21 protein-coding genes and 1 pseudogene are annotated in these 24,823 nt (G+C 69.3%); 13 read left to right on the top strand and 9 right to left on the bottom strand.

What is annotated here, in order from left to right:
- Positions 1-192: 192 nt before the first annotated feature.
- A pseudogene (locus ACFXJL_RS12280) lies at positions 193-787 on the bottom strand (RNA polymerase sigma factor); the annotation flags it as partial.
- 157 nt (positions 788-944) lie between these two features.
- On the opposite strand from ACFXJL_RS12280, the gene ACFXJL_RS12275 reads away from it, so the two are divergent.
- On the top strand, positions 945-1,931 hold the full coding sequence (locus ACFXJL_RS12275; RefSeq protein ID WP_358877124.1) for an aldo/keto reductase: 987 nt from the start codon (positions 945-947) through the stop codon (positions 1,929-1,931).
- A 133-nt stretch (positions 1,932-2,064) separates the two neighbouring features.
- Here the strand turns inward: ACFXJL_RS12275 and thpR are convergent, their stop codons facing one another.
- Entirely contained in the window at positions 2,065-2,649 is a 585-nt protein-coding gene (gene thpR, locus ACFXJL_RS12270) for an RNA 2',3'-cyclic phosphodiesterase (RefSeq protein WP_384635505.1), read from the bottom strand.
- 212 nt (positions 2,650-2,861) lie between these two features.
- Here thpR and ACFXJL_RS12265 point away from each other — a divergent pair, with 212 nt between their 5' ends.
- Positions 2,862-3,275: a hypothetical protein gene (locus tag ACFXJL_RS12265; RefSeq protein ID WP_384635502.1), complete on the top strand. Its 414-nt coding sequence runs from the start codon at positions 2,862-2,864 to the stop codon at positions 3,273-3,275.
- 200 nt (positions 3,276-3,475) lie between these two features.
- Here the strand turns inward: ACFXJL_RS12265 and ACFXJL_RS12260 are convergent, their stop codons facing one another.
- Together ACFXJL_RS12260 and ACFXJL_RS12255 are read right to left on the bottom strand one after the other, a co-directional pair.
- The gene (locus ACFXJL_RS12260; protein WP_384691623.1) at positions 3,476-4,852 is read right to left on the bottom strand and encodes an MFS transporter; all 1,377 of its coding nucleotides are present in this window, start codon (positions 4,850-4,852) and stop codon (positions 3,476-3,478) included.
- Positions 4,853-4,880: 28 nt separating this feature from the next.
- Entirely contained in the window at positions 4,881-5,324 is a 444-nt protein-coding gene (locus ACFXJL_RS12255) for a MarR family transcriptional regulator (protein ID WP_329020532.1), read from the bottom strand.
- 196 nt (positions 5,325-5,520) lie between these two features.
- Between ACFXJL_RS12255 and ACFXJL_RS12250 the strand changes: the two genes are divergently transcribed.
- From ACFXJL_RS12250 to ACFXJL_RS12235, 4 genes are all read left to right on the top strand, one after another.
- Positions 5,521-5,703, top strand: coding sequence for a ribbon-helix-helix protein, CopG family (locus ACFXJL_RS12250; RefSeq protein WP_358877121.1), 183 nt, complete (start codon positions 5,521-5,523; stop codon positions 5,701-5,703).
- 321 nt (positions 5,704-6,024) lie between these two features.
- Positions 6,025-6,726 (top strand): TauD/TfdA family dioxygenase, encoded by a 702-nt coding sequence (locus ACFXJL_RS12245; protein ID WP_384691620.1) that lies wholly within the window; start codon positions 6,025-6,027, stop codon positions 6,724-6,726.
- A complete protein-coding gene (locus ACFXJL_RS12240) occupies positions 6,723-7,661 on the top strand; it encodes an NAD(P)-dependent oxidoreductase (protein WP_384691617.1) in 939 nt (312 codons plus the stop codon). The genes ACFXJL_RS12245 and ACFXJL_RS12240 overlap by 4 nt, the downstream gene beginning before the upstream one ends.
- Positions 7,662-7,697: 36 nt before the next feature.
- A complete protein-coding gene (locus ACFXJL_RS12235) occupies positions 7,698-8,564 on the top strand; it encodes a hypothetical protein (protein WP_384691614.1) in 867 nt (288 codons plus the stop codon).
- A gap of 169 nt (positions 8,565-8,733) precedes the next feature.
- Here ACFXJL_RS12235 and ACFXJL_RS12230 read toward each other — a convergent pair whose 3' ends face one another.
- On the bottom strand, positions 8,734-10,176 hold the full coding sequence (locus ACFXJL_RS12230; protein WP_358877117.1) for an NCS2 family permease: 1,443 nt from the start codon (positions 10,174-10,176) through the stop codon (positions 8,734-8,736).
- Positions 10,177-10,349: 173 nt separating this feature from the next.
- On the opposite strand from ACFXJL_RS12230, the gene ACFXJL_RS12225 reads away from it, so the two are divergent.
- A complete protein-coding gene (locus tag ACFXJL_RS12225; protein WP_358877116.1) occupies positions 10,350-10,613 on the top strand; it encodes a DUF2530 domain-containing protein in 264 nt (87 codons plus the stop codon).
- Between the two features lie 226 nt (positions 10,614-10,839).
- Entirely contained in the window at positions 10,840-13,302 is a 2,463-nt protein-coding gene (locus ACFXJL_RS12220) for an HAD-IC family P-type ATPase (protein WP_384635494.1), read from the top strand.
- A 97-nt stretch (positions 13,303-13,399) separates the two neighbouring features.
- Here ACFXJL_RS12220 and ACFXJL_RS12215 read toward each other — a convergent pair whose 3' ends face one another.
- Together ACFXJL_RS12215 and ACFXJL_RS12210 are read right to left on the bottom strand one after the other, a co-directional pair.
- A complete protein-coding gene (locus ACFXJL_RS12215; protein ID WP_358877114.1) occupies positions 13,400-16,564 on the bottom strand; it encodes a sacsin N-terminal ATP-binding-like domain-containing protein in 3,165 nt (1,054 codons plus the stop codon).
- Positions 16,565-17,340: 776 nt separating this feature from the next.
- Positions 17,341-18,288, bottom strand: a complete 948-nt coding sequence (locus ACFXJL_RS12210) for a DUF3027 domain-containing protein (RefSeq protein WP_384691609.1) — start codon at positions 18,286-18,288, stop codon at positions 17,341-17,343.
- A gap of 471 nt (positions 18,289-18,759) precedes the next feature.
- On the opposite strand from ACFXJL_RS12210, the gene ACFXJL_RS12205 reads away from it, so the two are divergent.
- The 4 genes from ACFXJL_RS12205 (at position 18,760) to ACFXJL_RS12190 (ending at position 22,418) form a co-directional block, all read left to right on the top strand.
- On the top strand, positions 18,760-20,115 hold the full coding sequence (locus ACFXJL_RS12205; RefSeq protein ID WP_358877112.1) for an MFS transporter: 1,356 nt from the start codon (positions 18,760-18,762) through the stop codon (positions 20,113-20,115).
- A gap of 303 nt (positions 20,116-20,418) precedes the next feature.
- Complete coding sequence (locus ACFXJL_RS12200) at positions 20,419-20,895, top strand: DUF2771 domain-containing protein (protein WP_329020556.1); 477 nt, start codon at positions 20,419-20,421, stop codon at positions 20,893-20,895.
- A 27-nt stretch (positions 20,896-20,922) separates the two neighbouring features.
- Positions 20,923-21,582, top strand: a complete 660-nt coding sequence (locus tag ACFXJL_RS12195) for a futalosine hydrolase (RefSeq protein ID WP_384691606.1) — start codon at positions 20,923-20,925, stop codon at positions 21,580-21,582.
- Positions 21,579-22,418: a 1,4-dihydroxy-6-naphthoate synthase gene (locus ACFXJL_RS12190; RefSeq protein ID WP_384691604.1), complete on the top strand. Its 840-nt coding sequence runs from the start codon at positions 21,579-21,581 to the stop codon at positions 22,416-22,418. The genes ACFXJL_RS12195 and ACFXJL_RS12190 overlap by 4 nt, the downstream gene beginning before the upstream one ends.
- Positions 22,419-22,472: 54 nt before the next feature.
- Here ACFXJL_RS12190 and ACFXJL_RS12185 read toward each other — a convergent pair whose 3' ends face one another.
- Complete coding sequence (locus ACFXJL_RS12185; protein WP_329027583.1) at positions 22,473-22,856, bottom strand: cold-shock protein; 384 nt, start codon at positions 22,854-22,856, stop codon at positions 22,473-22,475.
- Positions 22,857-23,620: 764 nt separating this feature from the next.
- Between ACFXJL_RS12185 and ACFXJL_RS12180 the strand changes: the two genes are divergently transcribed.
- Positions 23,621-23,857, top strand: a complete 237-nt coding sequence (locus ACFXJL_RS12180; protein ID WP_329020563.1) for a hypothetical protein — start codon at positions 23,621-23,623, stop codon at positions 23,855-23,857.
- An 87-nt stretch (positions 23,858-23,944) separates the two neighbouring features.
- On the opposite strand, the gene ACFXJL_RS12175 is transcribed toward ACFXJL_RS12180, so the two are convergent.
- Positions 23,945-24,679, bottom strand: coding sequence for an HAD family hydrolase (locus tag ACFXJL_RS12175; RefSeq protein ID WP_384691601.1), 735 nt, complete (start codon positions 24,677-24,679; stop codon positions 23,945-23,947).
- Between the last annotated feature and the right edge of the window lie 144 nt (positions 24,680-24,823).

The raw sequence follows: 24,823 nt of genomic DNA, 5'->3' as shown, positions 1-24,823 counted from the left end.
ACGGGGTGAGGGCGGGCTCGACCGGCTGCCCGGTGGCCGGTCCGGTGGCGGGGAAAGCGGGATGGTCGGATGGGCCGAGAGGGGCGGGTTGGTTGCGAAGGTCGGGTTGGTTGCGAAGGTCGGCGGGTTCGGCGGGGTCGGCGGCGACCAGCGGCTTCGGATCGGCCCGTTCGCCGCAACGCGGTTCGTCATCGGCGAAGGCGGGGTCGGCGATCAGTGCCGCCCGCACCTTGCGACGGGCCCGGTTGAGCCGTGAGCGCACGGTGCCCAGCGGGATGCGCAGCGCCTCAGCGACCTCCTGGTAGTTGAGATCGGCCCAAGCGACCAGCAGCAGCACATGGCGATCACCCGGTGATAGGGCGGCGAGTGCTCCCGCGAGCGGGGCCTGTGCGGCGATCCGGTCGTCGCAACGCTCACTCCAGGACTCGGCGAGAGGGTCGTCACCGGTCCTGGCCAGGGCGCGCAGAGCGCGTTCCTCGCTGCGGCGATGCCCGCCGATGAGCTTGGCGGCGATCCCGTACAGCCAGGGCCGGGCGCTGGGCCGGGACAGGTCGTACCGGCCACGGCGGCGAAAGGCGATGAGGAACGTCTCCGCCATGATGTCCTCGGCCGCGCCCTCCCCGAGGCGGCGCGCGGCGTAGCGGTGGATGTCGGGCGCATGGCGGTCGTAGAGCAGGGCGAAGAGCTCCGGTTGCTCCAACGACTGGGCGACGACCTCGGCGTCATCACGGACGACCGGTGGTCCGGTCACGGCGACTCCAGAAGGTAGGACGGCAGGGTGTGTCATCTGCTTCTTGACCGCACCGGCCGAAAAGGTTCACGCGGCCCCGGGCTGTGTCCATGTCGTACCGTCGCACCGCACTGGCAGGCGAGGGAACACGACCGGCCGGCTGACCGTGGACGTCCTTGCTTCGAGTGCACTCCAAGGCGTTGGCTGGTTGCCCATGGAGTACACGCAACTCGGACGCACAGGACTCAAGGTCAGCCGGCTCGTCCTCGGGACGATGAACTTCGGGCCCCACACCACCGAAGCGGACAGCCACGCCATCATGGACGCGGCGCTGGATGCGGGCATCAACTACTTCGACACCGCCAACACCTACGGCGGCGATCCCCGCGGTCGCACCGAGGAGATCATCGGCAACTGGTTCGCGAAGGGCGGCGACCGCAGGGACAAGGTCGTCCTCGCGACCAAGGTGTACGGGAGCATGGACCCCAGCCGCGAGGACTGGCCCAACCACACCAAGCTCTCCGCGCTCAACATCAGGCGCTCCGTGGACGCCAGCCTCCAGCGGCTGCAAACGGACCACCTGGACATCTACCAGTTCCATCACATCGACCGGGCCACACCCGTCGAGGAGATCTGGCAGGCCGTCGACACCCTCGTCCAACAGGGCAAGATCCTCTACGCGGGCTCATCCAACTTCCCCGGTTGGAAGATCGCCCAGACCAATGAGCGGGCACGCCAGAAGGGCTCGTACGGGCTGGTCAGCGAGCAGTGTCTGTACAACCTCTTCGAGCGCCGCGCCGAGATGGAGATCATCCCGGCCGCCATCGAGTACGGCCTCGGCGTGATCCCCTGGTCGCCGCTGCACGGTGGACTGCTGGGCGGAGTGATCCGCAAGGAGGCCGAGGGCGGCCGGCGTGCGGGCGGTCTGACGGCGGACCGCCTCGCGGCACCCGGGGCGCGCGAACAGATCCAGGCGTACGAGGACCTGCTCGCCAAGCAGGGGCTCGACCCGGCCGAGGTGGCGCTCGCCTGGCTGCTCACCCAGCCGGGGATCACCGGGCCCATCGTCGGACCGCGGACCGCCGAGCAGCTTGATGGCGCCCTGCGCGCAGTGGAACTGGAACTGGACGCAGAGCTACTGGCCTCGCTGGACGGGATCTTCCCGGGGCCCGGAGCAACGCCGGAAGCCTTCGCCTGGTAGGCGGGGCCAGCGGGGGTCTAGGAGCGGGCGAGGGTCACATACCGGCCACGGATGCCACGGCGATGATCGCGAACATCAGGACGAGCACGCCTGCCATGATCTGGTTTCTGGTCTTCGTCTTCACCCCTTGAGGTTAACCGGACCGCTCCCCGTCCCCGCCCCCCAGGGGCCAAATTCCGACCGTCTCGTACCGCGGCTGCTCCCCGGGCACCCCGCTGACGGGGAGATTGCTCCGCACCAGGGCGAGGCTCTCCACCTGCCAGTCGACGCCTTCGAAGTCGCCCAGGCCGTCGGCGTACGCCCGCAGCTCCGTCTCCGTACGGCTGCGGGCGATCGTCAGGTGCGGGGTGTAGCGGCGGTGCTGCTCCATGTCGATTCCAGCCCTGCGGGCCGCCGCGTCCGCCCGCTCGGCGAGCAGCCGCATCTCGTCGAGGCCACCCGCGGCACCCGCCCACAGGGCCCGGTCGCCGAAGTGGCCGGCGCCGTGGATGCGCAGGGGGAAGGGGGAGCTGCGCCGGGCCGCACGGGCGAGGCGGGCCCGCAGATCGGGCAGGAGCGCCTCATCGACCTCGGCCATGAACGCCAGGGTGAAGTGCCAGCCCGCCCGATCCGTCCAGCGCAGCCGGTCTGCGCCGGGCAGGGCCCTGAGCCGATCGACGGCCGCACCGAGTTCGGCGACGGCTCGGGCGGGCGGGAGCACGGCGGCGAACAGCCTCATGCGGCCAAGTCTGGCGCATGCGAGCGGGGACATGGCCGGGATCTCCGAACTGCAGCGGAAGCGCCACCGTTGATGAGATCTGTGCGTGATACCGCGTGATGTGCCAGGTCGTAGCCGTGTCGATCATTTTCCCGCGCAGCGGCCTGTACGGACGATCACGGCAGTGCTGTCCTAGCCGTGTACCTGACAATCGGTCGCCACAGGGAGAACCCATGTCTCGTCGTCACTCCGCGCGCCTCGGAACCCTCCTCGCCGCTGTCGGCCTGCTGCTATGGGGGATGCCAACCGCCTCCGCACAGGAGTCCGCCGCGTCGTCGCAGCTCGAATACGTCTACTACAACGGCGAAATCGTCGGCTCCGTAACCTGGAATCAGGACCCCGCCGGTTCCACTCCGGGCGACTCCATGATGGTGTGCGACCTGAAGAGTGACGGCTGGGCCATCGAGGCCGATCTGTTCCGGACCGGAGTCGTGGAACGTACCGTCAACACCCGTGGTCACAACGCCGTTTACTGTTCCCCCTGGGCGAGCGGAAACCTTCAGGAAAACCTTGGCTGGGTCATTCACGTCAATATGGTGAACGGCAGCAACACCCGCCATATCCACACCATGTACGTGAACTCATGACCCACTGACGCTTCGGCGCAGCTCGCCACAGGCTGATGCCGGGAATTCCATCCCCCCGCACGGGGACGGGAGCGCACCAGCCGGGCCGAGCAGCGCCCCGCCAGGTTCTGACCGAGCAGTGGTGGCGCGCTTCCCCGGCCCCCTGCCCTGGTGGGGCACCCGCTGGACGAACCTGGCCGGCGTCCCATGGTCGAGCCAGATCAGGCAGCCGTCGTGACGGGCTTCCTGACACCCTCGGACCGCTCGGGGGCCTTCGGCACGAAGTCCAGGTGCTTGTGCCCCCGGCGCAGGTCCACCTTGAGCCGCAGACCACCCGCCCTGGCCAGCATCAGTCCGACCAGCAGCGCCCCCGCGAAGGACAGCACACCACCGGCGGCGAACCCGATCCGCGGCCCGTACACGTCGGTGATCCAGCCGAAGACCGGCGCACCCAGGGGCGTGCCGCCGACGAAGACCATCATGTACAGGCTCATCACCCGTCCTCGGACGGCCGGGTCGCTGGCCATCTGGACGGTGGAGTTGGCCGTGACGTTGACCGTGAGGCCGAACATTCCGATCAGCACCAGAAGTCCGGCGAAGATCCAGAAGTGGGGGGCGAAGGCCGCCACGACTTCGAGGATTCCGAAGATGACCGCCGCTCCCACCAGGAGGCGCAGCCGGGACGTACCGCGGCGGGCCGCCAGGAGTGCGCCCACCAGCGAGCCGACCGCCATAAGGGTGTTGAGCAGGCCGTATGTGCTGGCGCCTGAGTCATAGACGTCGTCGACGAAGGCGGACAGCCAGATCGGGAAGTTGAAGCCGAAGGTGCCCACGAATCCGACCAGGACTATGGGCCATATCAACTCGGGGTGGGCGGAGACATAGCGCAGCCCTTCCCGCAGCTGCCCCTTGCCGCGCGGGGTGCGGACGCTCCGGTGCAGCTCGGACGTCCGCATCAGCAGCAGCGCGGCGATCGGCGCGATGAACGAGAGGCCGTTGAAGAGGAAGGCGTACCCGCTGCCGACCGCGGTGATCAGCACACCGGCGACCGCAGGGCCGACGAGTCGGGCCGACTGGAAGTTCGCCGAGTTCAGACTGACCGCATTGGCGAGTTGGTCGGGGCCAACCATGTCGGCGACGAAGGTCTGCCGGGCGGGGTTGTCGATGACGGTGACGAGCCCGAGGGCGAACGCGGTCACATAGACGTGCCAGACCTGGACCTCACCGCTGAGGGTCAGCGCGGCCAGGGCGAGGCCGGTGATGGCCATGGCCGCTTGGGTCGCGAGCAGCAGGGGTCGCTTGGGCAGCCGGTCGGCGAGGACTCCGCCGTACAGGCCGAACAGCAGCATCGGAAGGAACTGGAGGGCGACGGTGATGCCGACTGCGGATGCCGAGCCGGTCAGCGTCAGGACCAGCCAGTCCTGCGCGATGCGCTGCATCCACGTACCCGTGTTGGAGACCACTTGGCCGGCGGCGAAGAGGCGGTAGTTCCGGTTCTTGAGCGAGCTGAACATGGTGGTAGGTGGGATTCCATCCGACGCCTTACCGGCGGGGGAGGAAGGCGCGGGTGCGGAGTCTGCTCCGGGTCCCGTACGCAAAAGTGGTCGCCTCCTTCGGGTTGAGCAATTACAGATGTGCGAGCTTCTCCAGTACGGGAGCTGCCGCACGGAGCTTGGCCCATTCGTCCTCGTTGAGTCCCTGGGCGAGCTCGGTCAGCCAGGCGTTCCGCTTGCGACGGCTCTCTTCGAGCATCGCTTCGGCCTCCTCGGTCTGACTGACGACCTTCTGTCGACGGTCGTCGGGGTGTGGCTCCAGCCGGACCAGCCCCTTGGCCTCCAGCAGCGCCACGATTCGGGTCATGGACGGCGGCTGGACATGCTCCTTGCGCGCCAGCTCACCGGGGGTGGCCGAGCCGCATCGGGCGAGGGTGCCGAGCACCGACATCTCGGTCGGGCTCAGCGACTCGTCGACGCGCTGGTGCTTCAGCCGCCGCCCGAGCCGCATGACGGCGGAGCGGAGGGCGTTCACAGCGGCTACGTCGGCATCACTGCCATGGGACAGATCAGACATGTTCGTTAGGATAACTCATTACTCTGCCTAAATACCAGCCAATGAACCACCCCGCTCGACGCCGCCGTCACCGCACTCCAGGTGGCCCCCGCAGACCGGTCGCCCACCAGCCGCTGACCAGCAGGACTCACCCAAACGAGTGACACGAATGCGAAAAGCGACACATCCAGCGCGGTCGGGCAGCAACCCTGACCGCATGGGATCGACGGTGCTCAGCCTGCGGATAGACGGTGAGCTGCTCGACCGACTCAGGCGTCGGGCGGCCAAACGCGGAATGAGCGTCCAGGACTATGTGCGCCGGACGCTCATCCGTGACGATTTCGACGAACGCTTCGAGGCGTCCGTCGACGAGACGGAGAAGTTCTACGGGGTGAACTGACCGAATGAACGCGGGGGCGCCCGGAGGGTCATCCCTCCTCGGCAGCCCTGTGGGGCCGGCCCGCGGGGCGAACTCGTGAGGTCGGTTACGGAGGGACGCCAGGTCCGGCTTCGAAGCCCACGCACCCCTTCGAGGAATCAACGCCACCGCGCACCCGACGCATGCGACACAGGTCCGACGACCGTACGCAAGGACGGGTCCCAGGCCCAGAAACAGGGATGCGACGACGCCCAAGGGGCCCCGGAAGTGCCCTTGTTGGCCTGCGCGGAAGCCCCGTAGCATACCCCTCGGTGCTGCTGCCGACAGGTTGAGGGGCTTACCGTGGCGGATATTGCAGGAATTGATTTAGCACAGGTCCTGAGCAGCTTAGAAGAGCAGGGCTACTGCCATATCAAGCAGGTTCCCGATTCCTACGACTACGTATCCGCGCTCTCATCACTCGGCCCGCTCATGACGCAGTACCAGGGCGACCTCATCCGCGAAGTACAGCCCAATCCAGCCGTACCGGAAGGTGCCAACTCCGCCGCGAGCACATCGGCAGCCACCCCACACACGGAGTTCTACGAATTCCCGGGAATTCCCCCTCGTTATGTGGCTCTGTGGTGTGTCCGACCTGCCGTACCCGACGGCGGTGCAACGACCCTGGCCGACGGATATCGATTCCTGGCCGGATTCACGGCCGACGAAAGACATCGACTCTCCAGCGAAGACCGCGACTGGCGCTCCAGGCCGACCCTGTCGGCCGAGGGCATCGCCCCGGCCTCGTGTCGTACCCCTGCACTGGTGCAGCACCACGGCAGAGTCGTGATGCGCTTCAGCACCCGCGACCTCACCCGGGACGGCGAACTGACCTCCGCCTACATCGACCGGGGCCAAGAGTTCTTCAACACCGACCACATCGCCGTTCGACTGGAACAGCGCGCCATTTTGATCTGGGACAACTGGCGCATGATCCATGCCAGGACCGCCTTCGACGACCGGCGTCGGCATCTGCGCAGAATCCTCATCGGGGAAGCCGCATGACCTCTTCAGACCCCATCCCGGGCACGGCGTTCGTCGCCCTGCCCGACCTTCCGGACAACCCCCGGGCGTTCGATCTGCTCCGGGCCAACTTCTGCGATGTCCGCGTCGCCGGGACCAGGGAGCGGGCCCTCGCCGAACTGTCCGCCATCGGCTCCGATGTGTCGGCGGCCATCGTGGGGGTGAAGGAGCAGATCACGGCCGGTGTCCTCGACACGCTGCCCGGCCTGCGCGCCCTCGGTTCCGTGGGAACGGGCAGCAACCACCTGGACCTCTCCGCACTGCGGGACCGCGGCGTGGAGGTCATCACCACGCCCGGGGTCAACGCGGTATCGGTCGCTGAGCACGCGATGATGATGATCCTGGCGCTGGCGAAACAGACGGTCCCGGGACACGCCGCCTCGCTCAGCGGAGAGGACCGGGCGGGAATGCCCGCGCCCGCCGTCGAGCTCCGGGGACGCCGCGCCGGGGTGCTCGGGGCAGGAGCGACGGCGCGCGCACTGCTCCCCCTGCTGCGGGCGTTCGGCACCGACCCAAAGGTGTGGACCCGTACCCCGGACAACCATCCGGACCTGGCGACCCGCCCCCTGGAGGACCTCTTCCGGCACAGCGAGATCCTGAGCATCCACCTCCCGCTGACCAGCGGGACGAAAGGACTCGTGGGCCCTGACCTCCTGTCCCTCCTCCCGGAGGGGGCCATGGTCGTCAACACCGCGCGGAAGGAGATCTTCGACCTTGCGCGTCTTCCGTCGCTGGTGCGGGACCGGCCCGATCTGCGGTTCGCGGTGGACGACTTCGATCTGGCAGCCGACGGTACGGCCGCCGCGCTGGGAGGTCATGCCCTGCTGAGCCCACACATCGCGGGTGTCACCGTCGAATCGCTCGCAGCCATGCAGGAGAGCGCGGTCCGCGGAACGATCGCCGCGCTCCGGGGCTGAGTCACCTCGTTCCCTCGACGGAAAAGGAACACAGCGATGTCCTGGCTCGAACGCGCCAATACGGTACTGGGTGTGGTGGGCTTCATCATCACGATCATCACCTTGGTGAAGGTGCAGTCCGTACAGCGGGCTCAGTCGGAGGAACGGGCACTGCTGCGCAGGCTCTACGGCACCGAGTCACTGGCGGGCCATCTGAGATCGGCGGCCGGTTTCCTCAGACAGGGTGAGCAGGACGCCCGTAACTTAGCCGAGGAATTAGTCAGAATGTGCGGCCAGATAGAAGGGATCAGCCGAGCCTTGGATTCGATGAACCGCATGCGCGGCAACGGCACCGGAGAGCAGCGGATGATTCGGCTCGTGGAACGCGGCTACTACACACCGGCCTTCTACAGTCGGGTGGTCAATGACGCCCAGAGCAACGCCGACTTCTTGATGTACCGCAACCTTCAGATCTCCAACGTCGACATGTTGCAGGCGATGGAACGTGCGGCCAAGCGGGGTGTGAGCATCCGAATCCTCGCCATCTCGTCGACGTCGAGCGACAGCGTCCTCGAACAGGCGTCAATGGTGCTGCCGTGGCCTCAGGTCCCACCGGAGACGCTGCGGCACCAACTGGCCGAGTCCGAGGAGAGGGTCAAGAACGTGGTGGCCGCCTGGCCTGACCGGGCCCGCAGGAACTTCGAGTACCGCGGATACGTGATCACGCCCAACATGCACTTCGCCCGCATGGACGGCCTGGTCATGCAGGGCTTCGTCGGGACCCTCTCACCCGCCCAACCCGATCAGCTGGAGGACCGGGGATACGTGGAGCTGCCCCGGGATCGAGAGCCGGGAGCCACCTTGTCACGACACTTCGACGAACTGTGGGCCCAGAGCGCCTCATCCGTGGTGGTCGCCGGGTGAACCCGGGCGCGCCCAAGGCTGTTCCAGTCGATCGCCGGCGCTACCGGCCCGATTCCGGTTCCCTGCCCCACCTCCATCGATCGATGACGGCCTCACGCAGACGCCCTGCGCCAGATGAGTGCCGGTGGGCGACTCGTCTACCGCAGGGCGTCCCGCTCTGTCAGGTCTGTCAGGTGAGGCCCAGGGCCGGCATGGCGTAGTAGAAGACGAAGACCGCCGACACCGCGTACATCGCGATCGGCACCTCGCGTCCACGGCCGGCCGCCAGGCGCAGGACGCAGAAGGAGATGAAGCCGATGCCGATGCCGTTGGTGATCGAGTAGGTGAAGGGCATCATCACCATCGCCAGGAAGGCCGGGACCGCGAGCGTGTAGTCGCTCCAGTCGATGTCCCGGATGGAGCCGGCCAGGATGAGGAAGCCGACCGCCAGCAGGGCGGGGGTCGCCGCCTGGGAGGGGACCATCGTGGCGAGCGGGGTGAGGAAGAGCGCCACCGTGAACAGCGAGCCGGTGATGACCGAGGCCAGTCCGGTCCTGGCTCCTTCGCCGACGCCCGCCGTGGACTCCACGAAACAGGTCGTCGCCGATGATGAGGTCGCACCTCCTGAGGCGACGGCGATGCCGTCGACGAAGAGGACCTTGTTGATGCCGGGGAGGTTGCCGTCCTTGTCGATCAGCTTGGCTTCGTCACCGACGCCCAGGATGGTGCCCATGGCGTCGAAGAAGCAGGACAGCAGCACGGTGAAGACGAACAGCACGCCCGTCAGATAGCCGACCTTCTCGAAGCCGCCGAACAGACTGACCTCGCCGACCAGACCGAAGTCGGGGGTGTCCACCGGGCTGCCGGGCCACTTGGGAGTGGTCAGACCCCAGCTGGGGACCGTCGCCACGGCTTCGATGACCATGGCCACGACCGTCATCGCCACGATGGAGATGAGGATGGCTCCCGGCACCTTGCGGATGATCAGTGCGAGGGTCAGCAGGGTGCCGATGGCGAAGACCAGGATGGGCCAGCCGACGAGGTGGCCGCCCTGGCCGAGCTGGAGAGGGACGGTGGTCTGGGCGATGTCGGGGATGCGGGAGACGAAGCCTGAGTCGACCAGGCCGATCAGCATGATGAAGAGGCCGATGCCGATCGCGATGCCCTTGCGCAGACTCCGCGGGACGGCGCTCATCACGCGTTCCCGCAGCCCGGTCGCAACCAGCAGCATCACCACGAATCCGGCGAGGACGACCATGCCCATCGCATCCGGCCAGGACATCCGGGGTGCCAGTTGGAGGGCGACGACGGTGTTCACGCCGAGGCCCGCCGCGAGCGCGATCGGAACATTGCCGATGACGCCCATCAACAGGGTGGAGAAGGCGGCGGTGAGCACCGTCGCGGTCACGAGCTGACCGCTGTCGAGCTGGTTCCCGTACATGTCCTTGGCGCTGCCGAGGATGATCGGGTTCAGCACGATGATGTACGCCATCGCAAAGAAGGTGGCGAATCCGCCCCGCACCTCACGGCCGACGGTGGAACCGCGTTCGGAGATCTTGAAATAGCGATCCAGACCGCTGAGTGTGCCCTTCGGCTGATTCTCGGGGGCGGCGGCGGGGGCCGAGGGGCTCATACGGTCCTCATCAGAGCGGTTTTTGTGGGTTCATACGAATGAATCCGGTCAATAGCAAACCGTTTCAGTATGAACATATAAAGAAGAGAAAGCCATCTCCGCGCGTAGACAGCCCTGGCTCCTGGCGCCCGCGCCGCCCGATGGTCTAGATCACCGCCGCCTACACTGTCCCCATGGCGAAGTGGACCCCCCGACACGAGGCACCCGAGCCCCTGGAGGGGCCCGTCGTCGCCACCATCACCGGCGGCACGATCGTCTGGTTCGTCCTCTTCCTGGTGCAGATCCCCTTCTACAACTGGTTCGCCGACCGCGATCTGATGTGGTGGGTGTGGACCTGTCTGGCCGGTGCCGGACTGGGGCTGATCGGCATCTGGTACGTACGCAAGCGGGAGGCGGCCATCAAGCGTTCGGCGGCGGAGGAGCAGCCGCCCGTCTAACGGTCGCCTCCACCGTTGTGGGCGGGCACGACCGCGCGCCTTCGCCGGCAGGATCCGCGGGCTCGTCCTCGGCAGGATCCGCGGGCTCGACAGAACCCCACGTTGGCGCGATCTCGACCAACCGCGCACCACACCCGCCCACCGGCCCATGGCAGCGCTGATCCGTTCCGGCCGACCGCCCCGCCACGGCGGGTGAAGCCGTCCCACCAGCCGTACCGTACGAACCATGAGTCAGCGGGCGAGGATCGACACGGAAGGCCCGGAGCCGGGCGGCCCCTCCATCAGTGCGGGCGCCGAACTCGACCCCGTCCACCCCGTGAAGCCGCCCGCGGCCCGCAGGGAGCACATGACCCCGCCCACCGGACTGACCTCCGCCGAGGTCGAGGAACGCATCGCCCGTGGCGAGGTCAACGACGTACCCGTACGGTCCTCCCGGTCGACCGTGGACATCGTCCGGGGCAATGTCTTCACCCGCTTCAACGCCATCATCGGCGTCCTCTGGGTGATCATGCTCTTCGTCGCACCGATCCAGGACAGCCTGTTCGGCTTCGTCATCATCGCCAACACCGGCATCGGCATCATCCAGGAGCTGCGGGCCAAGAAGACGCTCGACGGACTCGCGGTCATCGGAGAGGCCAAACCGACCGTCCGACGCGATGGAAGGGCAACCGGGATCTCCACCTCGGCGATCGTCCTGGGCGACCTCATCGAACTCGGTCCCGGCGACAAGGTCGTCGTCGACGGCGTGGTCGCCGAGGCCGACGGTCTGGAGATCGACGAGTCCCTGCTGACGGGCGAGGCCGACCCGGTGGTCAAACAACCCGGGGACCAGGTGATGTCCGGGAGCTTCGTGGTCGCGGGCGGCGGCGCCTTCGAGGCGACGAAGGTGGGACGTGAGGCGTATGCGGCGCAGCTCGCCGAGGAGGCGTCCCGCTTCACCCTCGTCCACTCCGAGCTGCGCAGCGGCATCAGCACGATCCTCAAGTACGTGACCTGGATGATGGTCCCCACCGCGACGGGGCTGATCATCAGCCAGCTCATCGTCAAGGACAACGACTTCAAGGACTCCGTCGCACGGACCGTCGGCGGCATCGTGCCGATGATCCCCGAGGGCCTGGTGCTGTTGACCTCGGTGGCCTTCGCGATCGGCGTCGTACGGCTGGGGCGCAAGCAGTGCCTGGTGCAGGAGCTGCCCGCGATCGAGGGGCTGGCCCGGGTCGACGTGGTCTGCCTCGACAAGACCGGCACCCTCACCGAGGGCGGTATGGACGTCACCGAACTCCGCCCCCTCGACGACGCGGACCCGGCGTACGTACGCCGAGTACTGGGCGCCATCGGCGCATCTGACCCCCGCCCCAACGCCTCGCTCGCCGCCGTCATCGACGCGCATCCGGACGACGGCACCCTCAAGCCGGTGCAGTCGCTGCCCTTCTCGTCGGCGCGCAAGTACAGCGGGGCCCGCCTCCACGACGGCGAGGGGACGACGACCTGGCTACTGGGAGCCCCCGATGTGCTGCTGGCCGAGGACGATCCGGCGCTCGCCGCCACCGAGCAGCTCAACCAGCAGGGTCTGCGGGTCCTCCTACTCGCCCGGTCCACGGCGGAACTCGACTCCCCGCGGGCCGCGGCCGACGCGGAAGCGGTCGCGCTCGTCGTGCTGGAGCAGCGGTTGCGGCCGGACGCCTCGGACACGCTGCGGTACTTCGCCGAACAGGACGTCGCCGCCAAGGTGATCTCCGGGGACAACGCGGTGTCGGTGGGCGCCGTCGCCGCCAAACTGGGACTGCCCGGCGCCGAGCACACCGTGGACGCCCGCCGGCTGCCCACCGATGCGGATGCGATGGCGAGCGACCTCGAAGCGGGGTCGGTGTTCGGCCGGGTCACCCCGCAGCAGAAGCGGGACATGGTGGGGGCGCTCCAGTCCCGCGGCCACACCGTGGCCATGACCGGCGACGGCGTCAATGACGTCCTCGCCCTCAAGGACGCAGACATCGGTGTGGCGATGGGGTCCGGCTCGGAGGCCACCCGGGCCGTCGCCCAGATCGTGCTGCTCAACAACAGCTTCGCGACCCTGCCGTCCGTGGTGGCGGAAGGGCGGCGGGTCATCGGCAACATCACCCGTGTCGCCACGCTGTTCCTGACGAAGACGGTGTACTCGGTCCTCCTCGCCGTCCTCGTCGTGTGCAGCCAGGTGGAGTACCCCTTCCTGCCCCGGCATCTGACCCTGCTGTCCACGCTGACGATCGGGGTGCCCGCGTTCTTCCTCGCGCTCGCCCCCAACAAGGAGCGCGCCCGGCCGCACTTCGTCAGCAGGGTGATGCGGTACGCCGTGCCCGCGGGGGTGATCGCCGCGGCGGCCACCTTCAGCACCTATCTGCTCGCCCGCTCCCACTACAGCGGACCGGGCTCGCTCGAAGCGGAGACGAGCGCGGCGACGCTGACCCTGTTCCTGGTCTCGATCTGGGTGCTCGCCATCATCGCCAGGCCGTACACCTGGTGGCGCCTGTGCCTGGTGGGTGCGATGGCGCTCGGATTTGTGATCGTGCTGATCGTGCCGTGGCTCCAGGACTTCTTCGCGCTGAAGCTGGTGGGCGTCCAGTTGCCGTGGACCGCGGTGGCGGTCGCCGCGGCGGGGGCGGTGCTGCTGGAGTTCAGCTGGCGCTGGGTGGACCGCAAGCACCCCGCCTGAGACCCGGGACGATCCGGCCGAGACCCAGGGACGATCCGGCCGAGCGGGGAGCGACCCATCCGCCACTCCCCACTCAGCCGGCCCCGGGCGCGAGCGGTCAGCGCAGGGGGTCGAACCAGCGGTCGCGGCCCAGTTCGGCCGTACGGGACGGGTCCTCCAACAGTGCGGCGACCTCGAAGCGACGCGGCCACTGGCCCGCCGCCCAGGCCAGTCCAGCCGCCACGCCCTCCAGCGTCGCCGCGTGCAGGACCCCGTCCGGGGTGCGTCGCCACTGGAGCTCCACCCCGCCGGCGATGAGCTCCTCGTGCTCGATGTAGCTGCGCGGTACGAGCGGCCCCAGGAGCACCCGTACCGACTCGGGGACCTCGTGCTCCTCGCCGTCCGTCGTGACCTCCGCCGTGACGGTCTCGCTGAGGCGGCGCACCTGGAACAGCTCCGCCAGATCCGCGGCGCGGTCGGGAGCCACCGGCAGCAGGGGCAGCCCATCGGCGAGAGGCAGCAGGTCGGGGGTGTCGGCGACCACCGCGTCGCGGGCGTCGACGACCCGGACGTCACCGTCCACCACGGCCCGTAGGTCATCGGGCAGGGTGACCTGTTCCGGATCGAGGTCGGCCAGTGCCGTGTAGAGGCCGTGCAGCTGAGCTGGGTGCACCGGCAGATCGGGGTCGGCCAACCGGCCGAGCAGTTCGGCCGCGCCACCGGGCTCGTCGAGGAGTGCGCCGAGCGAGGTCCGCACTCCCAGTGCCCGCAGCACCTGCACATCGTCGAAGCCCGTCGCGTCCACGGCTTCGTACACTCCGTCGAGCAGGGGATCGCCGCCCGCGGCCCGCAGACCGGCCGGCCGCCGACCGTCGAGGACGGGGTGGTCCCGCAGCCACCAGGCGGTGTGGGAACGCACGGTCTGCGTCGTGCCGTCCGGCAGGAGCACGCGGACGGGTTGGGTCAGCGCGTCCCGCAGCGGCGGCCTGGCCAGCAGGGCGAGTGCCTGGGGCCAACAGTCGTCGTCGACCAGTTCGAGGTCCCGCACGGCGACGATCTCCGTCGCGACGGGCGGGACCGCGGTTTCGGGCAGCCGGTCGAGCACGTCCTCGCACCAGACGTCGATCGCGTCGAGCAGCCCCGCGTCATCGGGTTCCGCGTAGTCGCCTTCGCGGGGCTCCAGCTCATCGGGGTCGAGGACCACGTCGGTGGCCCGCACGAGGGCGAAGTCGGCGAGCACTCCACAGGCGGCCAGCGGTTGCTCGCCCCAGCGGGCGGCCAGGTCACCGTCGCACAGGGCCAACTCATCACGTCGCATGACCAGCGCGAACGGGCTCCCGGGGAAGACCAGTTCGCCGGCCGGTGCGAGTTCGCCCTCCTCGTCGGGCAGGGCGAGCGCCCCGAGCCAGGGCTCGTCGCCCGGTTCGAGGTCGGCGTCCCGGACCAGCGCGAGCACGGTGTCGGCGAGCTCCTCCGCGTCGGGGGCGTCCTCGTCGCCGAAGTCGAAGAGCTCGCCCTCGTCGAGGGAACCGGCGACGGCCGCCCGCACCTGGGGCGTCGTCAGTACGGCGCGCGGGGTCGCGGGCAGCGCGCCGAGCTTCTCAAGCAGCGGATGTGCGGCATCCGGGTGGACGACCTTGAGGCCGAGTCGGGCGAGCCGCGGCGGGGTGTCGGCGAGCGGCAGGAGGGTCTGCCGGGGACCGATGACGGTACGTCCGTCGGCGAGCGGTACCGGCAGCCCCGAGAGCCGGTCGGGGTCGACGCCGGCCAGGCTGTCGTACAGCCGCCGCCACCAGTCGGTATCGCGTTCGAGGCCGGCGAGCCGGTCGATGGCCTCGGTCAGCGGTACGCGGGCGATCCCGAGGGTACGCAGCTCCACCCGGCGCTCCAGCCCGGCGGGCAGCAGGCTCGGCAGCACCTCGGAGAGCACCTGGACGGTTTCCGCACCGGCGCCTTCGAGGACTTCCGCTTCGATCGGGCGCAGCGCACCGGGGACCTGACGGTCCGGCAGTCCGGTGTCGGTCGGCTCGGGGTAGTCGGCCTCTCCGCGGGGTGCGGCGGCTTCCAGGAAGGCCGTGCGCGGCAGGAGCCGCAGGATCGCCTCGCGCAGGGCACCGTCCAGTCCGCCCTTGCCGAGGGGCCCGGGAACCAGGTCGATGGTGGCGCGGGTCACCGGTTGCCAGCTGCCGAGCAGTTCGGCGTAGGCGTCGGCGGCCCGTTCGACGAGGAAGTCGGTGAGCGGACCGGGCGCGGGGTGTCGGCGGGTGGTGTCCAGCGGCAGTGACGCGATGAGCAGGGCGGGCACGCCCAACGGCTCGTCGGTGGGCGTGGGCGCATGGACGACGGGTGCGGTGCGCGGCCGGTCGGGAGCGCCTTCGGCATCGACGGGAACGGCCCAGGTGAGCGTCCAGTGCGGCCGGAGACGCTCCTCCACCGGGCGGTCGGCGAGCAGTTCGGGAGCGATGTCTCCGCTGTGGCTGACGACCCGCCAGCGCCGGTCGCCGCGTTCGCTGTCCTCGATGTGGATGTGGGGCGCCTGCTCCGAGCGCCGCAGGGTGCGTACTCCGTCGGGCGTCTCGATCACGACTTCGGCGAGTCCGGCGAGGGTGAGCAGGAGGGCGTCGTCCACATCGGCCAGCAGGCGTTCGACGAGGTCCGCCGCCGAACCGTCGCGCAGGGGAAGGACGACGACGGTGTCATAGCCGTCGGGTGCGGTGCCCTCGGCTGGCAGGGGGAGACGCAGCAGGGGCACATGGCCGTCGCGCCGACGGCGCTCCTCGCCGAGCCCGGGGCTGGTGCCGGCTGCTTCGTCGACGAGATCGCGTGCTTCGGCGAGTGACCAGCGCACTCCTCCGTGCCGGCCGACGACCGCGGGTTCGTCGCTGACGGCGAGCACCGCGGCGAATCCGACGCCGAACCGGCCGACGCTGCTGTCCGCTGCATCACGTTTGGCGGAGGCGCGCAGGGTGCTGAGGGATTCCACACCGACCGCGTCAAGGGGTGCGCCGGTGTTGGCGGCGGCCAGGACGGCGGGGGTGTCGCCCACGGCGGGCTTGAGGGTGAGCCGCAGTCGGCCGAGTTCGCCGGTGCGGGCGGCGGCATCGGCCGCGTTCTGGGCGAGTTCGACGACGAGCCGGTCACGGTAGCCGCCGAGGACCAGGTCCTCTTCCGCATTGGCGTCCTCGCGGAACCTGGCGGGGCTGGCGCGCCAGGCGTCGAGCACGCCGCGTCGCAGCCGTGCGGTCTCGAACGGGTCGGCGCCCTCGGTGGTCGTGACGCTCACGGTGTGACTCCGCTCTTTCTGGTAACGCTGTCGCCTTCGGCCCTACTGGGGCCGAAGGTACTGCCTGGGTCGTGGGAATCGCTCCCGGCAAGGGAGGTGACGCTATCGTGCGCCGGTGTCGGTCGGTCCGGTGCGGGGAGGTGCCGGCTGGTCAGAGCCGGTTGGCTGGTTCGGCGGGCGGGGCGCGGAAACTTCTCGTCGCACGCGTACCCCCGACCGGGCTCCCCACCGGACGACGGGGACCCGACCCCGCTGATCGGCGCCAGGAGGCGGGACCCGACTCCCTGTCATGGGGTCTGTGCCCACGGGCGGGTTCGAGGGGGTGCGAACCACCTGTGGTGCCTGTCGTGGCGGTCGTGCCTGTGGTGCCTGTCGTGGCGGTCGTGTCTTCGGTGCCTGCCGTGACCGCCGTACGGAATCGTCAGCGAGTACCAGCGCCCGTCCGGGCGAACAGTCGTGTCACCCGGTCCGTCCTGAACACGGCTCGAACATGGCCGAAACCAGATGGCTTCCCGATGCGCACGGGCATGCGGACGCAGGAACCTTCGTACCGCGAAACGGCCGCGTCGGGGCCGACGTACCCGGAAACGGACGCCGACACGGGCGCCAGTAGTCCGACCCTCCTACGGCAAGGTCACGGACCGTGTTCTGGCCGTCGACGGCGAGGGCAGGAAGCCCTGGGCCCGGGCCGCCATCGCCCGGGCCCGCGACCAGAAGTGGCCCGGCGCAGGACCAAAGTGGCCCCGGCGCAGGACGAGAAGTGGACCCACCCAGGATCAGGAGTGGCCCAGGTCTTCGTCTTCGTCTTCGCCTTCGGCACCCTGCGTGGCCGAGGACACCGAAGCGGCCTCCCGGTCCGGGTGGAGCCGGAACTCATCCGTCCCCATGGAGTCGAAGACCGGTGGCGCGGGCTGTGGCGGCTTGGGCATCACCGCGGCCTCCGAATGTCCACCGCACCCATAGCCGAGGGACACCACCCGACCGTCGGCAGGTGAGAACTCATTGGCGCACACCCCGAACGCCTGCCGGAGCGATCCCGCGAGGGGTACGAGGAATCCGCAGGTCACACAGGCCGCCGGAGCTGCCTGCGCCATGGGGGTCTTCGGCCCGAAGGACTCGTCCCAGCGGTCCGCTGCGATGTGGAGGCCATAGCGGGACAGCACCCGCGCCCGGCGCATTCCGAGCTCCTCGGCGATGGCCGCGAGCTCGCCCCGCGCATTGAGGACCGTGTCCGCGGGCGCCCGGTCGACGAGCTCCGCGTCCTCCGCGTCGACGCGTTCGACCAGGTCGTGGGAGGTCTCAGCGATGATCGAATTCGGCGGTGGTGCGTCCTCGCCGGTGAAGCCCGGCTCCAGCCGCAGATCCTCCGCCTCGGTGGGCAGCAGATCGCCTGGGCCCATGTCACCCGGTCGCAGCCGCTCGCTCCACGGCACCCATTCGGGGGCCAGCAGCGCATCCGGGCCCGGCAGCAGGACGGTTTCATCGACGGTGACGAGCTTGGCCCGCGACGCCCGGGCGACGGTCACCGCCCAGCGCCACCCCCGATAGCCCAGTTCCTTGGACTCGAAGAAGTGCGTGACGACACGGTCCCCCTCGGAGACCAGGGACACATGCTCACCCACCACCCCCGGGGCCGCGGCCTCCTCGGCCGCCTCCCTGGCGAGGTCTACCGCCTCGGCGCACAGGCGGTCGGGGGTACGGCTTCGCGTCGTCGCAGCACTCACAGGTCTCGCTTCTCTCCTACGCCGTCTCACGGGTGCGCCGACCGATTCGTGAGGTTCGAGCCGCAGGCGGAGCGGACCAGGGGGCCGCATCGACGTCCGCGCCCGAACCAAAGCGTCCCGGGCACACCTACCGTCATCCATTCTGCGGGATGCCGAAGAGGAGCGCGGCCGAGAACAATCGCCGGTGGCGCCCTACGCACGCTACCCCCTCCACAGCGCCGAGCCCACCTGCGCGCTCCAAGAAGGGGCCGATCAAGAGCTGATCAGCGACCACTGAGACGTCCCTGAGACATCAACGAGACATCAACGAGTCGCCGGAGGTCCCCGCCGGCGACCTGCGCGCGTCCACCGCGCAACGACTGTCCACACCGCGGCGCCCGGCGGTCCGTACGGGCAGACATGATCGCCCCGTACACCGGGACAACATCGCATCGGACCTCCTACGGCCCGCCCTTGGGGCACTATGGCCAGGTGGCAGCCGCGAGCTCGTCTGACAGGTCCGGCCCGTTCGCACGAGCGGGCCGGGCGATCGGCCGTGCGCTCCACCTCCCGTTCACGGGCACGGCGCGCGGCATCCGCAAGGCCACCCACGCACACGGCGCGGGCGAGTCGGGCCTCGGCAAACTGATCGAACTGCACGCGGTGAACGGCGCCGGCGACGTCATGATCACCGTTGCCCTGGCATCCACCGTCTTCTTCTCCGTACCGACGGACGAGGCGCGCGGACGGGTCACGCTCTACCTCGCGATCACCCTCGCGCCCTTCGCACTGCTGGCACCGGTGATCGGACCGCTGCTGGACCGCATTCCCCACGGCAGGCGCGCGGCGATGGCCGGGGCCATGCTGACGCGGGCCGTGCTGGCGGTGATGATGTCGGTACTGGTGGCGACGGGAGGGCTGGAGCTGTATCCGGCGGCACTGGGGGTGCTGGTCGCGTCCAAGGCGTACGGAGTGGTCCGCAGCGCGGTCGTGCCACGACTGCTGCCACCCGGGTTCTCCCTGGTGAAAGCGAACTCCCGGGTCACCCTGGCGGGCCTGCTCGCCACGGGCGCCGCCGCGCCCATCGCTGCCGGCCTGCAACAGGTGGGGCACCAGTGGCCGCTGTACGGGGCGTGCGTGCTCTTCCTCCTGGGCACCTACTGGGCCCTGCGGATGCCGCCCAAGGTCGACTCGGCCAAGGGGGAGCACAAGGTCCGCATCCTCGCGCACGGCGAGAAGAAGCCGAGCCTGCGGTCGGTGGGCCCGTCCGTGGTGCACGGACTCCAGGCGAACGCGGGGTTCCGGATGCTCTCCGGATTCTTGATCTTCTTCCTGGCCTTCCTCCTGCGCGAACACCCGCTGGATGGGCAGAGTGCCGCCCTGTCCCTGGGGATAGTGGGTGTCGCGGCGGGGCTGGGCAATGCGCTGGGGACCACGGTGGGCGCCTGGCTCAAGGCCCGCGCTCCGGAAATGATCATCGCGACGGTGCAGGGCCTGGTCCTGACGGCGGCGATCCTGGCGGCGATCTTCTTCGGTGCCGGAATGGTGGCGGTTCTGGGGGCGACGGCGGGTCTGTGCCAGGCGCTGGCGAAGCTGTCGCTGGACGCGACGATCCAGCGGGACGTCCCGGAGGAGATCCGCACGTCCGCTTTCGCCCGGTCGGAGACCCTGTTGCAGATGTCATGGGTGGTGGGTGGGGCGATTGGCATCGTGCTGCCGTTGAACGGAGTGCTGGGCATGTCCGTGGCAGCCGCCATCGTCTTCACCGGAGCGACCGCATCGGTACGGGGGCTGCTGGAGGCGGCCCGGGGCAGCGGCAGCGGCAACGCCCGGCCACGCGTGGCATAGCGCGGAACGGCACGAACACCGCCAACCGGCGCCAGGCACCGCCAGCCACCAGCCACCAGCCACCAGCCACCAGCCACCAGCCACCAGCCAGGAACGACAGCACGGACGGCGCAGCCAGCTCCGACGACCAGGACCACGACCAGGGAATCGAACCGGTGCGGCACGGCGCGCCCGTCCATCGCTGCCGGGAACGCCACGACACCCGGTCGGCGATCCCTGAAAAGCGGCGGTCCGGCACGGCGTGCGGACGGCGCGCCGGACCCCCACACAACCAGGCGCGGTGGGACCGATAGCCTTTCGGCCATGACCGTTGCGTTCTTCTCGGGCAAGCGCCGCCGGGCCGCTGCCACCATCGGTGCCGTCTCCGCCGGGCTCCTCGTCCTCTCCGCCTGCGACAAGCCGACGCCGCTGGCGACCATCACGGTGGGGACGGACTCCGTCAACTCCGAGGCGGCCTGCTACAACGACGGCAAGGCCCTCGCGGAGTCCAAGGTCCAGGGCTGTCTCTCCAAGTCCAGCGGAAAGACCGTCAAGGTCGCGCTGGACGACAAGATCCGCTTCGGTGTCGACACCGAGATCGCGGAGAACGGCTGGGTGCTCTTCCTCGGAGGACAGCGCGCCGAGGAGGAGCCGTACAAGAACACGTACCGGACCATCCCCGCCAGCGCCTTCTTCGCCTCGCAGACCGGGGAACCGGTCAACAAGGTGAACGTGAGCATCATGGAGCAGAAGGGCAAGAAGGTCCTGGGCATCTGGCACTTCACGCTGGAGAAGAAGTGACGAAGTCCTGACGCCGGGAGGCCGAGCGTGCGCGTACTCGTCGTGACCGCAGTGGCGGCGGAGGCGGACTCCGTCACCGCCGCCCTGCCCGCGTCCCTGCTGGACCGTCATGACCCGGAGCACCGGGTGGAGGTCCTGGCGGGTGGCGTCGGTCCCGGCGCCGCAGCGGCGGCCACCGCGACCGCCCTGGCCAAGGGCTCGTACGACCTGGTCGTCTCGGCGGGCATCGGCGGAGGCTTCCAGCCCCAGGCTCCCGTCGGTTCGCTGGTCGTCGCCGACGCCATCGTCGCCGCCGACCTCGGGGCCCAGACTCCCGACGGCTTCATCCCGGTCGTCGAGCTCGGTTTCGGGCACTCGACCCACCGCCCGCCCGCAGCCCTCGCCGCCCGCGCCGCGCGGGCGATCGGTGCGCTCCACGCACCCGTGCTCACGGTCTCGACCGTCACCGGTACCGCCGCCCGCGCCGCCGAGCTGAGCTCCCGTCATCCGGGCGCTGGCGCCGAGGCGATGGAGGGTTTCGGCGTCGCCGAAGCAGCCGCCGCGCAGAACGTTCCGGTACTGGAGATCCGGGCGATCTCGAATGCGGTGGGCCCGCGGGACCGCTCGGCCTGGCGCATCAAAGAGGCCCTTTCCTCGTTGGAGGGCGCCTTCCATGCCCTTCGCCCGCTCCTGGAGGAGTCGCCGTGACCTTGCGCATCGCGTACTCGCCCTGCCCCAACGACACCTTCGTCTTCGATGCCTGGGCCCATGGCAGGGTGCCCGCGGCGCCCGCCATCGATGTGACGTTCGCCGACATCGACATCACCAACGGCATGGCCGAGCGTGGCGGGTTCGATGTCCTCAAGGTGTCCTATGCGGTGCTGCCCTGGGTCCTGGAGGACTACGCCCTGCTGCCCTGCGGCGGCGCGCTGGGGCGTGGCTGCGGCCCGTTGGTGCTCACCCGCACCCCGGGGATGGATCTGACGGGCAAGACGGTCGCGGTCCCGAGCGAGCGCTCGACGGCGTATCTGCTCTTCCGGCTGTGGGCCGCGGACCTGGTGCCCGGCGGGGTGGGACAGGTCGTCGTGATGCCGTTCCACGAGATCATGCCCGCGGTCCAGGAGGGGAAGGTGGACGCCGGTCTGGTGATCCACGAGGCCCGGTTCACCTACCAGAACTACGGACTGCACCGCCTCGCCGACCTCGGGGAGCACTGGGAGTCCACCACCAGCCTGCCCATCCCCCTGGGCGCCATCATCGCCAAGCGTTCGCTGGGTGAGGACAAGCTCCTCCAACTCGCCACGACGATCCGTACGTCCGTACGGATGGCCTGGGACGATCCGGAAGCGTCCCGGCCCTATGTGCGAGCGCACGCCCAGGAGATGTCACCGGCCGTCGCCGACCAGCACATCGGCCTGTACGTCAACGAGTTCACTGCCGACCTCGGCGAGGACGGCTACGCGGCCGTGCGCGGACTGCTGACACGCGCAGCGGCCGAGGGACTCGTACCGCCCCTCGGCCCGCGTGCTCTCGCGTTCGTGTGAAAGCCCCGGCCGGACACCGGCCGGGGCTGCGCATCGGATTCGGGCGTACGGGACTCAGACGTCGAGCTGATCCGCCACCGCCCTGAGCAGACCCGCGATCTTCTTGCCGTGGACCTTGTCGGGGTAGCGACCGCGCTCCAACATCGGAGTGATGTTCTCCAACAGGGTCGTCAGGTCCTGGACGATCGACGCCAGTTCATCGGGCTTGCGCCGTTGGGCGGCAGCGACGGAGGGAGTGGGGTCGAGGACGGTGACCGACAGCGCCTGGTCGCCGCGCTGTCCGGCGACGACGCCGAATTCCACCCGCTGACCGGGCTTGAGCGAATCGATGCCGTCGGGCAGCACTGACGAGTGCACGAAGACGTCGCCGCCGTCGTCGCGGGAGAGAAAGCCGAAGCCTTTCTCACTGTTGAACCATTTGACCTTGCCGGTAGGCAAAGCACGCACCCCATTCCACCAGTCAGCCAAACCACTGTTTCCGCGGGTCAGGCTATCCAGCGCTTGCTCGTGCCTGCCGTTTGAAGCCTCCCCAGCTTGATACCCCCCGTCAAGCCGCTCCACCCATCCGGCCACTGGCGGTGGCCGACATTGATCGCAGCTCGCTCGGAGGCGAGAAGGCACGCACATCACAGCACATGTCGGTGACACCGGGACAGTGGATACCCCTCGCGCATACGGCGAATCCCCCTCCCGTGGTGAATGCGAGAGGGCGATTCGACAGGTGGGAGTACGGACATCGGAAAACCATCCGCCGACACCGCGAGAACGAGAGGGGACGGGCGAATCGGGGAGAGCCGATCAAGGCCCGGAGCGCAGTGGGTGAAAAGGAGCTTCCCCGACGATCGAGCCCCCGGGCTGATGGGGGCCGATCGGTACTCGTGGGTGTCTCGATACGGTTTTCCGCAATGCGGCGGTACGGACGGCGGGCGAACGATCCGGGTACGGAACTCCCGGTACGCCACTCAAAGCGGAGACCGGATACCGGGGCACCAGCCACACGGCAACGGCTCGACGCGATCGGCACGGTCGACCGGGCCACGCCCTGGAGGCGGCTCAGCGGCTCAGCGGCTCAGCGGCTCAGCGGCTCAGCGGCTCAGCGGCTCAGCGGCTCAGCGGCTCAGCGGCTCAGCGGCTCAGCGGCTCAGCGGCGACGATCCGACGCCCCCGAACGGTTCCCTGACGCCGGGAACTACCCTGGCCGGATGACTGCTACTCCTTCCGACCCGGGTGACCGACTCGTCCGCATCGGAGCCATCGTCTTCATCGTCGGCGCAGTGGCCACTTTGGTCACCTTCGCCCCGCTCTTCCTGGGAACCGAGCCGTTTCCGCCGGTCGCCTACGCGGTGTGCATGTTGATGGGCGTCGGCTTCATGATCGCCGCGGCGGGTGTGCTGCGGTCGATCGCGGCCCAGCGACGGGCGGCACGGTCCCTCTCCTAGTGCAACTGCCGGGCCGTGCGGCTACGGGGTCGCCGCGCGCTGTGAGCGTGCCTCAGGACGCGGGGGCGATGGCGCCCCAAAAGGGCATCACAAGCCGGGCGTCACATCGTGGGAGCCGGAGCCGGAGCCGGTGCCGGAGCCGGAACCGGAACCAGAGCCGGAGTCGGTACCAGAGTCGGAGCTAGCCCGGCCCGCTGCCTCGGCGTACGCGCGCAGCCAGTCGGGGAAGGCCAGGAGATCGTCGAGCACCACATCGGCACCGCCGTCGTGCAGTTCGGCACGGCTGCACGGACCGGTGGGCACCGCCACGGCGAGGGCTCCCGCTGTGCGCGCTCCCCTGATGTCCCCGAGGTGGTCCCCGACGTACACGCTGGCCCCGTACTCACGCAGCGCCAGCGCCTTGCCCTCCGCCCACAGCCATCCGATCACCGCGTCCGGGGCGATGCCGAGGTGGGCGAGGTGAAGCCGGGCGTTGGGCTCGTGCTTGGCGGTGACGACGATCGCCCGCCCCCCGACGCCCTGCACCGCGGCCACCGCCTCACGGGCCCCCGGAAGGGCCTTCGTGGGGGCGATCGCATAGTCGGGATAGAGCTCTCGGTACCGATCGCCCATGGCTTGAATGTGCTTCTCCGGGAACCAGTGCGCCAGTTCCTGATCCAATGGCGGACCGAGCCGGCTCACCGCGAGATCGGCATCGATCCAGACACCGGTCTCGGCGGAGAGCGCCGTGAAGGCGGCGTGAATACCGGGCCGGGAATCGATGAGCGTCATATCGAGGTCGAAGCCAATGGTGAGCGGTGGAGTCGACGGATCTGGAGCCATGGGGTCCATTGTGCCGGTGCGTCCGCACCTCCCGACCGCTGATCCGGCCGCTGATCCGACCTCCGATCCGCTGATCCGCGCCCTTCGCCCCCGGCTGGCCCCTTCGCCGCCCGCCGCGGGAGCACGACACGCGCGACGTCGACC

The sequence above is a fragment of the Streptomyces sp. NPDC059256 genome (assembly GCF_042753785.1).
Lineage (GTDB): Bacteria > Actinomycetota > Actinomycetes > Streptomycetales > Streptomycetaceae > Streptomyces.
Note: the sequence above shows the minus strand (reverse complement) of the source record. Positions and strands in the feature narration are given on the sequence as shown.

What these genes read in the sequence shown, in the direction of transcription:
- ACFXJL_RS12275 (WP_358877124.1), top strand. Translation starts at nt 945, where the DNA reads ATGGAGTACACGCAACTCGGACGCACAGGACTCAAGGTCAGCCGGCTC.
- thpR (WP_384635505.1), bottom strand. Translation starts at nt 2,649, where the DNA reads ATGAGGCTGTTCGCCGCCGTGCTCCCGCCCGCCCGAGCCGTCGCCGAA.
- ACFXJL_RS12265 (WP_384635502.1), top strand. Translation starts at nt 2,862, where the DNA reads ATGTCTCGTCGTCACTCCGCGCGCCTCGGAACCCTCCTCGCCGCTGTC.
- ACFXJL_RS12255 (WP_329020532.1), bottom strand. Translation starts at nt 5,324, where the DNA reads ATGTCTGATCTGTCCCATGGCAGTGATGCCGACGTAGCCGCTGTGAAC.
- ACFXJL_RS12250 (WP_358877121.1), top strand. Translation starts at nt 5,521, where the DNA reads ATGGGATCGACGGTGCTCAGCCTGCGGATAGACGGTGAGCTGCTCGAC.
- ACFXJL_RS12240 (WP_384691617.1), top strand. Translation starts at nt 6,723, where the DNA reads ATGACCTCTTCAGACCCCATCCCGGGCACGGCGTTCGTCGCCCTGCCC.
- ACFXJL_RS12235 (WP_384691614.1), top strand. Translation starts at nt 7,698, where the DNA reads ATGTCCTGGCTCGAACGCGCCAATACGGTACTGGGTGTGGTGGGCTTC.
- ACFXJL_RS12230 (WP_358877117.1), bottom strand. Translation starts at nt 10,176, where the DNA reads ATGAGCCCCTCGGCCCCCGCCGCCGCCCCCGAGAATCAGCCGAAGGGC.
- ACFXJL_RS12225 (WP_358877116.1), top strand. Translation starts at nt 10,350, where the DNA reads ATGGCGAAGTGGACCCCCCGACACGAGGCACCCGAGCCCCTGGAGGGG.
- ACFXJL_RS12220 (WP_384635494.1), top strand. Translation starts at nt 10,840, where the DNA reads ATGAGTCAGCGGGCGAGGATCGACACGGAAGGCCCGGAGCCGGGCGGC.
- ACFXJL_RS12200 (WP_329020556.1), top strand. Translation starts at nt 20,419, where the DNA reads ATGACCGTTGCGTTCTTCTCGGGCAAGCGCCGCCGGGCCGCTGCCACC.
- ACFXJL_RS12180 (WP_329020563.1), top strand. Translation starts at nt 23,621, where the DNA reads ATGACTGCTACTCCTTCCGACCCGGGTGACCGACTCGTCCGCATCGGA.
- ACFXJL_RS12175 (WP_384691601.1), bottom strand. Translation starts at nt 24,679, where the DNA reads ATGGCTCCAGATCCGTCGACTCCACCGCTCACCATTGGCTTCGACCTC.